General features: G+C 63.7%; 8 protein-coding genes. 3 read left to right on the top strand and 5 right to left on the bottom strand.

All coding sequences use genetic code 11. From position 1 onward, the window contains the following. Positions 1-221: 221 nt before the first annotated feature. Positions 222-1,661: a P-loop ATPase, Sll1717 family gene (locus ACFSNB_RS09840; protein WP_377316003.1), complete on the top strand. Its 1,440-nt coding sequence runs from the start codon at positions 222-224 to the stop codon at positions 1,659-1,661. On the opposite strand, the gene ACFSNB_RS09835 is transcribed toward ACFSNB_RS09840, so the two are convergent. After that, positions 1,658-1,993, bottom strand: coding sequence for a hypothetical protein (locus ACFSNB_RS09835; protein ID WP_377316002.1), 336 nt, complete (start codon positions 1,991-1,993; stop codon positions 1,658-1,660). The genes ACFSNB_RS09840 and ACFSNB_RS09835 overlap by 4 nt on opposite strands. Between ACFSNB_RS09835 and ACFSNB_RS09830 the strand changes: the two genes are divergently transcribed. Next, the gene (locus ACFSNB_RS09830; protein ID WP_377316001.1) at positions 1,981-2,760 is read left to right on the top strand and encodes a hypothetical protein; all 780 of its coding nucleotides are present in this window, start codon (positions 1,981-1,983) and stop codon (positions 2,758-2,760) included. The genes ACFSNB_RS09835 and ACFSNB_RS09830 overlap by 13 nt on opposite strands. A 104-nt stretch (positions 2,761-2,864) precedes the next feature. Here the strand turns inward: ACFSNB_RS09830 and ACFSNB_RS09825 are convergent, their stop codons facing one another. The 4 genes from ACFSNB_RS09825 to ACFSNB_RS09810 form a co-directional block, all read right to left on the bottom strand. Beyond that, complete coding sequence (locus ACFSNB_RS09825) at positions 2,865-4,226, bottom strand: ABC transporter ATP-binding protein (RefSeq protein ID WP_377316000.1); 1,362 nt, start codon at positions 4,224-4,226, stop codon at positions 2,865-2,867. A 28-nt stretch (positions 4,227-4,254) separates the two neighbouring features. Continuing rightward, on the bottom strand, positions 4,255-5,997 hold the full coding sequence (locus tag ACFSNB_RS09820) for an ABC transporter permease (protein ID WP_377315999.1): 1,743 nt from the start codon (positions 5,995-5,997) through the stop codon (positions 4,255-4,257). A 112-nt stretch (positions 5,998-6,109) separates the two neighbouring features. Next, positions 6,110-6,637, bottom strand: a complete 528-nt coding sequence (locus tag ACFSNB_RS09815) for a dihydrofolate reductase family protein (protein ID WP_377315998.1) — start codon at positions 6,635-6,637, stop codon at positions 6,110-6,112. Between the two features lie 11 nt (positions 6,638-6,648). Continuing rightward, complete coding sequence (locus ACFSNB_RS09810; RefSeq protein ID WP_377315997.1) at positions 6,649-8,421, bottom strand: GAF and HD-GYP domain-containing protein; 1,773 nt, start codon at positions 8,419-8,421, stop codon at positions 6,649-6,651. Between the two features lie 184 nt (positions 8,422-8,605). Here ACFSNB_RS09810 and ACFSNB_RS09805 point away from each other — a divergent pair, with 184 nt between their 5' ends. Next, positions 8,606-10,129 carry a UbiD family decarboxylase gene (locus tag ACFSNB_RS09805; RefSeq protein WP_377315996.1) on the top strand — a complete coding sequence of 508 codons (1,524 nt, stop codon included), beginning with the start codon at positions 8,606-8,608 and terminating at the stop codon, positions 10,127-10,129. Positions 10,130-10,160 lie beyond the last annotated feature (31 nt).

The raw sequence follows: 10,160 nt of genomic DNA, 5'->3' as shown, positions 1-10,160 counted from the left end.
CTCAAACCCATCGGAGACATCCCGCCGGCCGAGGCCGAGGAAAGGTACTACGCCATGATCGACGCCATTCCCGTCGCCGCGTAGATTTGATCAAACTAGCCTCCGGCAATCCCGGGGCGGTTCAGTGTGCACAACCGGCCATCCCCAGTTATTGTCATTTTACGCCACACGCACCGCAAATTTTACGTGTGATAACAACGCAATTTCTTGGGAGGGGGGGGATGAATTTCAAAGATATTCGCTTTGGTTACGCGAGTGCAGAAACAGAGGGCGCCCGAGACCCGCAACTTCTGAAAGAGGGATACTTTGATCTAAATGGCGCGAGTGATCAGGCGCTGAACGGACAAAAATTTTTGTTTTTAGGATACAAAGGCTCTGGAAAATCAGCTATCGGAGAGCGAATAAGGATTACATGTGAGCCAAAGTATAATTTTTTTGTAAAGCAGGTTGTTCTTGCTGATTTTCCATTCTCCCTGTTCTCAAAAATTATTCGCGGCGATTCGGATCCTGAGGCAAAGTATCCAACCGCATGGTCATGGATTTTGCTTATATATTTACTTGAATCGTTTGCAAAAGATGAGGGGGCGTCACATCACAATCCGCACAGCCTTCCAGAGGTAGTTAATGCCCTTGGGAAAATGGGACTCTGCCCTGCAAAGGACGCCTCATCAATTGTCCGGATTAGCTCTAAAGCCAATTTCAAACTCACCATTCCCTCTGTCTTTGAAGGAAGTTTTGGCATTGGGGATTTGAGGCCAGCATCAGAAATACCGTCATTCGTAGAGAGCCTAAAAATTCTTGCTTGCGGTGTAAAGACGAATAACCGTCATTATGTTGTAATTGATGGACTTGATGACATTCTGACAAAGAAAGGCACCCAATATACTTCTATAGGATATCTTATTTATGAGGTTGATAGGCTAAATAATATGCTCTACGCACACAATGTGCCAGCAAAAATAATTCTATTATGTCGTACAGACATATTTGAGCGCGTCGATGGCGCAAATAAAAACAAGGTTCGGCAGGACTCTTCTGTTGATATAAATTGGTATCATGACACAAGAAAACCGGAGAATAGCGCATTAATTTCTGCTGCAAATCTAAGAGCAAGAGTAAGTCTTTGTCAAGACGTAGATATATTTCGTGATTTTATTACATCAAATATAGATGGACAAGATCAGCGCACATATTTACTCGATATGACGCGCCATACCCCACGGGACTTTTTGCAACTTTTAAAGTGCATTCAAGACTTCTCGGAGCCGCACAAGAAGATATCTTCTGACTGTGTTAAAGGTGGAATGAGAAAATATTCAATTGAATATTTTCTCCCAGAAATCAGAGATGAACTTGTTGGCTACACCAATCCTGAAGAGGGTGATGCAATTTTCGACATAATAAGCGCAATAAAAAAGAGAGATTTTACCTACGAAGAGGCGGTAACGGTGGCAAATAAAGTTGCGCCAGATATGGCTGAAAAGAGAGTTTACGCCGTATTTAAGGCTATGTTTGAATGTGGAGCCATTGGAAATGTACAGCACACGCCCGGAGGAACGACTCACTTCACTTTTAAGTACAGAAATCGCCAATCTGTTTTCAAAAAAAATGAGCGCCTTATATTGCACAAAGAGCTTTGGAAAGCTCTCAATTTAATTTAAAAACCAACTCTATGCTTTCTTAAAAAAGCAAGAAATTGGGCTCGTATGATCGGATCGGCGCACCACGTCTTCCCGCCCTTGAACCGTGCGGCGACAATGGCGGGGACAGTTCCGGCGAGGTGATCTCGGAAGCCCTGTTCGAGGGCTTGGCGCTCGTCGTCGGGTAGCCCGTCGATAAATGCGATGATGGCGGCTTTCTCGCGGGCACTGTCTGCCTTGCGTCTGTTCGCCGTCTTGGCCTCACGCTCTTCGCGCTCGCGGTCGGCGTTCCGCTCGGTTTCGCGGGCGTGGGCTTGCTCCTGGGCGAAGAGGGTGGGCTGTGTGGTCGCCAATCCTCCTCAATGGCCTTTCTGAGCCATCCGGCGGGGTTGTCGATCTTCTCCTTGCCCTTGAGGCGGCGGGCAAGATCGGCGGTTGCCCAGTCCACCAGCTCCGGCTCGTGATCCCGGACGAGGGCGCGGGCGGCATCCTCGGCCATGCGGCGGGATTTGAGGCGGGCGACCAGACGGACAGGTCGGAGATCGTCGCGCAGGGCGTCGGGGGAGGGGTTGGCGCGGGCGTTTTTGGTGATGAGGAAGCGAAGCACGGTGGCTCCGCCCGATCCTGCTCGTCGCGCCGTAACAAGATCAAAGCTTTCCGCCGCACCCCGGCGGAAGCGCCTGCGCCAGCCAGCAACAAAGGAAACGTCATGCGCGTTGACGAATCGACCAGGAACGACGGTTTCGCCCCTTCATCCTCTCGTCGGAGCGGCGGCGCGGGGCCGTCGTTTGGCGAGGTCCTCTCGGCGGTTCAGGGCCAGACCGGCACCTCGGAAACCACCACGTCCAATGGCGTCAGCGGCTCCGCCGCCGCCTCGGCGTCCGGGAAATCCAGTTCCATCAGCGATCCCGAGCAATATTTTCGGGACTATATGAGCAAGACGCCGGAACAGCGGATGTTTGATGCGTTTCTGGCCCAGAATCACGTCAGCAAGGCCCAATACGCCGCGATGAGCTCGGAGGAACAGGCCAAGCTCAAGGCCAAGTTCCAGGAATACGTCAAGGAAAAGGCCGAGGAAAAGCTTGGCCTGGGCGGCCTGGCCGGCGGCGGCGAGGCCTGATCCCCCCCCGCCGATGCCCTTGCCCAACGGGTTCGAAGGGCCCCTGGCCCTTCGCGGAGAGCGCCGAGAGGCAAAGCCTCTCGGCATGACGGCGCCAGACGGGGTCAATGCCCGGCGGGGGCTTCCTCGCCGGCGGGGGGAGCCGGGCGGTCGTCCGCCTCGTCCTCCTCCTCGGGCAGCATCAGCACGCCGGAATTGTAGTCGTAATCGAAGATCTCGGCGTAGCGGCCCCAGGTGATGACGGTCTCCAGCACCCGCTCGGCCTCGTCGTCGGTGAGGTAATCCTGGAGTTCCTGCAGGAAGCGGTCTTCCGGGGCGCGGTGGTCGCGGCGTTCGTCCAGCACCTTGCGGACATGGGCGGCGAGCGGGATGTTGCGCAGCATCGCCTCGGCGAACATCTCCTTGCGGCGGGAATCGTCGGCCTCGACGAAGGACTGGCCGAACGGGGTGAGGAAGATGTCGCCCGAGGCGATCCGCGCCAGCCCCATCACCCGCAGCGCCTCGAACAGGTGGAACAGGGTGTCGTCCTCAAGCTCGGTTTCCTCGGCCAGTTGCGGCAGGTCGGCGCGGCCGTTGAACGGTGCCTCGCCGATGGTTTCGAGCAGGCCGGCCATCTTGCCCGGGGTGGTGTCGGGCAGGCGGTAGCCGAGGGTGAGCTGTTCCGGACCGCCGACCCCGCCGCCACGGACATGGGCGGTCATCAGCGAATAGATCTCGTCGACCAACTGGCGGAAGGCGGGGGATTCCGGATCGCGCGGCTGCGGCAGGCCGATCCGCACCTCGGCCCGCACCCGGCCGGGATCGCTCGAGAACACCAGGACGCGGTCGGCCATCGACACCGCCTCCTCGATGTTGTGCGACACCAGCAGGATCCCCTTGGTCGGGATCTTGCGCGCGCTCCACAGATCGAGCAGATCCTCGCGCAGGGTTTCCGAGGTCAGCACGTCGAGCGCCGAGAACGGCTCGTCGAGCAGCAGCACGTCGGGGCGCATCACCAGGGCGCGGGCGCAGCCGACCCGCTGACGCATTCCGCCCGACAGTTCCTTGGGATAGGCACTCTCGAAGCCACCGAGCCCGATCAGTTCGATCGCCTCGCCGGCCCGCGCCTCGCGCTCGGCCGGCGGAATGCCGGCGGCCTCGAGCCCCAGTTCGACGTTCTCCTGCACCGTCAGCCAGGGGAACAGGGCGAAGGACTGGAACACCATCGCGATGCCGCGCGCCGGCCCGGTCACCGGGCGGCCGCGATAAAGCACCTGACCACCATTGGCGCGGATCAGCCCGGCCATGATCCGCAGCAGGGTCGATTTGCCCGAACCCGACTTGCCGAGCAGGGCGACGATCTCGCCCTCCTCCAGCCGAAAATCGACGCCGTCAAGCACGGTGCGCTCGTGGCGTTCCGGGGTGCGAAAAGTTTTGCGCACGCCGTGCAGGGCGAGCAGGGCTGGGGCGCTGGTGGGCTCGGCCATGGCGGGATCTCCTTGAAAGGCCGCGACGTCAGTCGAGGCGCGCCCGCTCCGCCGCCAGGGTATGGAGCGGGCGCCACAGGTAGCGATTGAACCCCATCACGAACAGGCACATCACCGCGATGCCCAGCGCGATCCGGGGGAAGTCGCCGTCGGCGGTGGCCTTGGCGATGTAGGAGCCGAGCCCGGTGGCGACCAGTTGGGTATCGCCCCACGACACCATCTCCGACACGATCGAGGCGTTCCACGAGCCGCCGCAGGCGTTGAACGCGCCGGTGACATAGGCCGGCATGATCGCCGGCAGGATGAAGCGGCGCCATTTCATCCAGCCGCTGAGGCCGAGATTGCCGGCGGCGTCCTTCATGTCCTGCGGGATCGCCGCCGCCCCGGCGATGACGTTGAACAGGATGTACCACTGGGTACCGAGAATCATCAGCGGACTGGTCCAGACATCGACGTTGAGGTCGAAATGGACGATCAGCATCACCGCCACCGGAAACATCAGGTTGGCGGGGAAGGCGGCGAGAAACTGGGCGATCCACTGCACGTTCTGCGCCACCGCCGGCCGCTGGCCGACCCAGACCCCGACCGGCACCCACACCACCGAGGCCAGTGCGATCAGCACCACGATGCGGGCGGTGGTGGCCAGCCCGTACAGCAGCACCGCGCCGACCTCGCTCAGAGTGACCGAGCCATGCACGAACAGCGCGACCTCGACCATCGCGCCGGCCGCCCCGGCCAGCAGCACCCCGTCCCACGCCCGCCCGGCCCAGGCCGGCAGGGTCACCACCGGCAATCGGGGCCGCGCCGGCGCCGTCGCCTCGACCTCGCGCCGCCGCCACAGGCCGGACACCGCGTCCCACAGCGCCACCGGCAGCCGGGCCAGCAGGCGGAACAGCCGCGCCCGCTGCATCAGGGTCAGCAGCCAGGATTCCGGCGGCTGCTCGCCCTGGCTGGTATCGACCCGGAACTTGTCGGTCCAGGCCACCAGCGGGCGGAACATCAACTGATCATAGACCACGATTCCGGCCAGCACCGCGACGATCGCCCACACGATCGCGGTCAGGTCGCGGTCGGCGATGGCGAGCGCGATGTAACTGCCGACCCCGGGCAGCATGATGGTCTGGTTCGACACCGAGATCGCCTCGGAGGCGACCACGAAAAACCAGCCGCCCGACACCGACACCATCATGTTCCACACCAGCCCGGGCAGCGCCCACGGCATCTCCAGCCGCCAGAAACGCTGCCAAGTGGAGAGATGGAACACCTGCGAGGCCTCGATCAGATCGTTCGGCACCGTCTTCAGCGAGGAATAGAGGCTGAAGGCCATGTTCCAGGCCTGCGAGGTGAAAATGGCGAAGATCGCCGCGCATTCGACCCCGAGCAGGTTGCCGGGAAACAAAGCGATGAAGCCGGCAACGGTGATCGACAGGAACCCCAGGATCGGGATCGATTGCAGGATGTCGAGGATCGGGATCAGCACCTTCTCGAGCGCCGGCACCTTGGCGGCGACGATGCCGAAGATCAGGGTGAACACCAGCGAACAGGCCAGCGCCGCCCCCATCCGGAGCGCGCTGCGCAGCAGGTAGTACGGCAGGTTGGACGGATCGAGCGACAAGGGCAGCGGCGTGCCGACGTCGTAGGGCGTGCTCATCTGCGCCCCGCCATAGGCGAGCAGGGCCAGCAGCGCGAACACCACCGGAATCAGCGCCATGTCCCACAGGTTGGGTTTCAGATCGGGCGACACCGCGACCGTGGGAAGGCTCCACCGCATGTCCGACTCTCGAAAGGCTGGAGGGAGGTGGGGCTGTCATACTCTGCGGCCGCGCCGCTTGTCGAGCCGGCAAACGATGACGAAAGAATGACGTCTTCCGCCGCCGGCCCGGTCAGCCGCCGACGCGGTAGGACAGCGCCACCACGCCGCCCTCCAGCGCGGTGGCCGAGATCAGGGTCAGGCCGTCGCCGATCTCGCTCGGCGGGAACAGGCGGCGACCGTCGCCGCGCAGGCAGGGCACCAGCAGCAGGTCGAGATAATCGATCGCGCCGAGATCGAGAAAGGCGCGGATCGCGGTGCCGCCGCCGACCACCCAGACGTCGCCCCCGGTGCCCCGGTGCAGCTCGTCGGCCAGTTCGGCCAGATCGCCCAGCCAGGGCTCGACCTCGTCGGGGGCGGTGTCGAGGCTGTGCGAGGTCACCACCAGACAGCGCCGCCCGGGATAGGGCCAGCCCCCCGCCGCCCCGGCGCGCAGCCGGTCATAGGTGGCGCGGCCCATCACCAGGGTGTCGATCCGGGCGAGAAACGACTCGAACCCGGTGGCGATCGCCGGAAAGGCGTCGAACCAGTCGGTGGCGCCGTCGGGATCGGCGATGAAGCCGTCGAGGCTGACCGCGAGGCGGGCGCGCAGGGCGGCCATCGGACGCGCCCTCAGCCGTCGCGGCGCCCCAGCAGCGACTCGACGTCCACCGCGTCGATCTGCTCGGGGCGCAGGTTGGCCTCGGCATAGGCACGCCACACCCCGGATTCGAGGAACAGCCGCCACAGGTCCGGGTCGATGTGACGGTCCTTGGCCATGAACGACATGATCCTGAGCGATTCGGACAGGGTCTTCGGCTTCTTGTAGGGGCGGTCGGCGGCGGTCAGCGCCTCGAAGATGTCGGCGATCGCCATCATCCGCGCCGGCACCGCCATCTCGGCGCGGGTCAGGCCGCGCGGATAGCCGGTGCCGTCCATCTTCTCGTGATGGCCGCCGGCCCAGTCGGCCACCCGGGACAGGGTGCGCGGGAACGGCAGCGCCTTCAGCATCAGGATGGTCTGGACGATGTGGTCGTTGATCTTGAAGCGGTCCTCGGCGGTCAGGGTGCCGCGGGCGATGGCGAGGTTGTAGACCTCGCCCAGATTGTAGCGGTATTCGAGCGGGCGCAGGGTGATCCCCTCCGCCTCGTAGCGGGCGACATCGACCGGGGTTTCGTGCGGGATCAGGTGCCAGGGCCGGTCGGACAGCAGCGGCTCGACCGCCGGCGGCGGCACCGGCGGCTCGGGGCGGCGGCGCAGTTCGTCGATCGACAGGCCGAGCCGGTCGTCGAGGGTGCGGGTCCAGGTGCGGGCGGCGATCCGCTCCAGCCGGGCGATCCGCTCGGGCGCCATCGCCTCGCCGCCGATGTTGCATTCGGCCAGGAAGGCGAAGTCGGCATCGAGTTCGGCCAGGGTGGCGTCGCGCCGCGCCGTCAGCACCTCGGCCGGTTCCGCCCCCGCCAGCAGGCCTTCGAGACAGGCGATCTCCGCCTCGCGCTTGCACAGTTCGAACCGCATCCGCACCTCGTGGATGCGGTTGTAGATGGTCTCGAGCTTGGTCGCCTTGTCGACGATGTATTCCGGGGTGGTGACCTTGCCGCAATCATGCAGCCCGGCCGCGACCTCCAGTTCGTACCATTCGTCCTCGTCGAGCCGGAAATCGGCGAACGGCCCGGTCTCGGCGGCGCAGGCGGCGCGGGCCAGCATCAGGGTCAGGGTCGGCACCCGGTGGCAATGGCCGCCGGTATAGGGGCTCTTGGCGTCGATCGCCCCGGCGATCACCGAGATGAAGCTCTTGAACAGGGTCTTCTGCGCTTCGATCAGCTTCTGATTGTCGAGCGCCACCGCCGCCTGGCTGGCCAAGGCCTCGATCAGCGGCACCACCTCGGCGCCGAATTCGATCACCACCCCGGCCCCGTCGCGGGCGTTGATCAATTGCAGCACCCCGATCACCGTCCCCTCGTAATTGCGCAGCGGCACGGTGAGGAAGGATTGCGAACGGTAGCCGGTGCGGGCGTCGAACGCCTTGGTGCCGGAAAAATCGAACCGGTCGACGTGATAGGCGTCGGCGATGGTGACGGTGGCGGCGGTCAGGGCGCAATGGCTGGCGACGTTGTTGTGGTTGGGCTGGCCGGCCTCGTCATGCAGCCGCACCGGCGGAAACGGGATCGGCTGGCCGGTGGTGCCGCCCATCGCGATGCCCAAACTGTCGTTGCGCATGATCTCGAACCGGAGATGTTCGCCGCCCTCGTCGGTCAGATAGAGGGTGCCGCCATCGGCGTTGGCCATCTCCTTGGCGCCGAGCAGGATCTTCTCCATCAACCGGTTGTGGTTGCGCTCGGCCGACAGGGCGATCCCCAGGTCGATCAGGGTGCGGTAACGCGCCTCTTTGTCGATCAAATCCATCCCGAGAACCACCTTGGCTGGAATTAAACCCCTGCAATATAAATAATACCCTACAGGGGATTGGCGCCGCCGTGAAGCGGATCACCCTGCCCCGCCTTCCGAAGCCGACGCCTCGGCGGGGGGCTTGACGGCGGGCGCGCTTCGTCGTCCCTTGGGCGGGCACGAGCCTGAGAGGATTTCGCCGATGCCCTATGAGTCCCTGCGCGATTTCATCGCCCGCCTCGAACAGACCGGCCGCCTGCGCCGGGTGCGCGCGCCGGTGTCGCCCCATCTCGAAATGACCGAGATCCAGACCCGGCTGCTGGCCGAGGGCGGCCCGGCGGTGCTGTTCGAGAACGTGCTGAAGCCGGACGGCAGCCGCTACGACATGCCGGTGCTGGTCAACCTGTTCGGCACGGTCGAGCGGGTGGCGTGGGGGATGGACCGCGAACCGCACCAGCTGCGCGAGGTCGGCGAGACCCTGGCCTTCCTCAAGCAGCCCGAGCCGCCGGCCGGGCTGCGCGGCGCGCTCGACCTGCTGCCGCTGGCCAAGCAGGTGATGGCGATGCGGCCGCGCACCGTCGGCACCGCCCCCTGTCAGCAGGTGGTGCTGACCGGCGACGCGGTCGATCTGACCCAATTGCCGATCCAGGGCTGCTGGCCGGGCGAGCCGGCCCCGCTGATCACCTGGCCGCTGGTGGTGACGCGCGGTCCGCACGCCGACGGCAACGACACCGACCCGCGCGACGATTACAATCTCGGCATCTACCGGATGCAGGTGACCGGGCGCAACACCACCCTGATGCGCTGGCTGCGCCATCGCGGCGGCGCCCAGCATTACCAGCGTTGGGGCAAGGACAAGCGCGAGCCGCTGCCGGTGGCGGTGGTGATCGGCGCCGATCCCGGCACCATCATCGCGGCGGTGACCCCGGTGCCGGAAACCCTGTCGGAATACCAGTTCGCCGGCCTGCTGCGCGGGCGCAAGGTCGATCTGGTCGATTGCCGCACCGTGCCGCTGAAGGTGCCGGCCGAGGCCGAGATCATCCTCGAAGGCCACGTCATGCTCGACGAGTTCGGCGACGAGGGCCCCTACGGCGACCATACCGGCTATTACAACGCGGTCGAGCCGTTCCCGGTGTTCCGCGTCTCGGCGATCACCATGCGGCGCGACCCGATCTACCTCTCGACCTTCACCGGCCGGCCGCCGGACGAGCCGAGCGTGCTGGGCGAGGCCCTCAACGAGGTGTTCGTCCCGCTCTTGACCCAGCAATTCCCCGAAATCGTCGATTTCTGGCTGCCGCCCGAGGGATGCAGCTACCGCATCGCCGTGGTCTCGATCAAGAAAGCCTATCCCGGCCACGCCAAGCGGGTGATGTTCGGCATCTGGTCGTTCCTCAAGCAGTTCATGTACACCAAGTTCGTCATCGTGGTGGACCACAATGTCAACACCCGCGACTGGAAAGACGTGATGTGGGCGATCAGCACCAAGATGGACCCGGCCCGCGACATCACCGTGATCGAGGGGACCCCGATCGATTATCTCGATTTCGCCAGCCCGGAACCGAGTCTGGGCGGCAAGATCGGCCTCGACGCCACCGACAAGCTGCCGCCGGAAACCCACCGAGAATGGGGGGTGCCGCTCAGGATGCAGCAGGATATCGTCGATCAGGTCTCCCGCCGCTGGACCGAATACGGGCTGCCGGGCTCGGGCAAGCCGATCTGGAAGTAGGCACAAAGGATGCGGGCTCTGCCCGCACCCG

The sequence above is a fragment of the Phaeospirillum tilakii genome, from assembly GCF_042683125.1.
Taxonomy (GTDB): domain Bacteria; phylum Pseudomonadota; class Alphaproteobacteria; order Rhodospirillales; family Magnetospirillaceae; genus Phaeospirillum; species Phaeospirillum tilakii.
The sequence above is the reverse complement of the archived record's forward strand: the minus strand, read 5'-3'. Positions and strand labels throughout refer to the sequence as shown.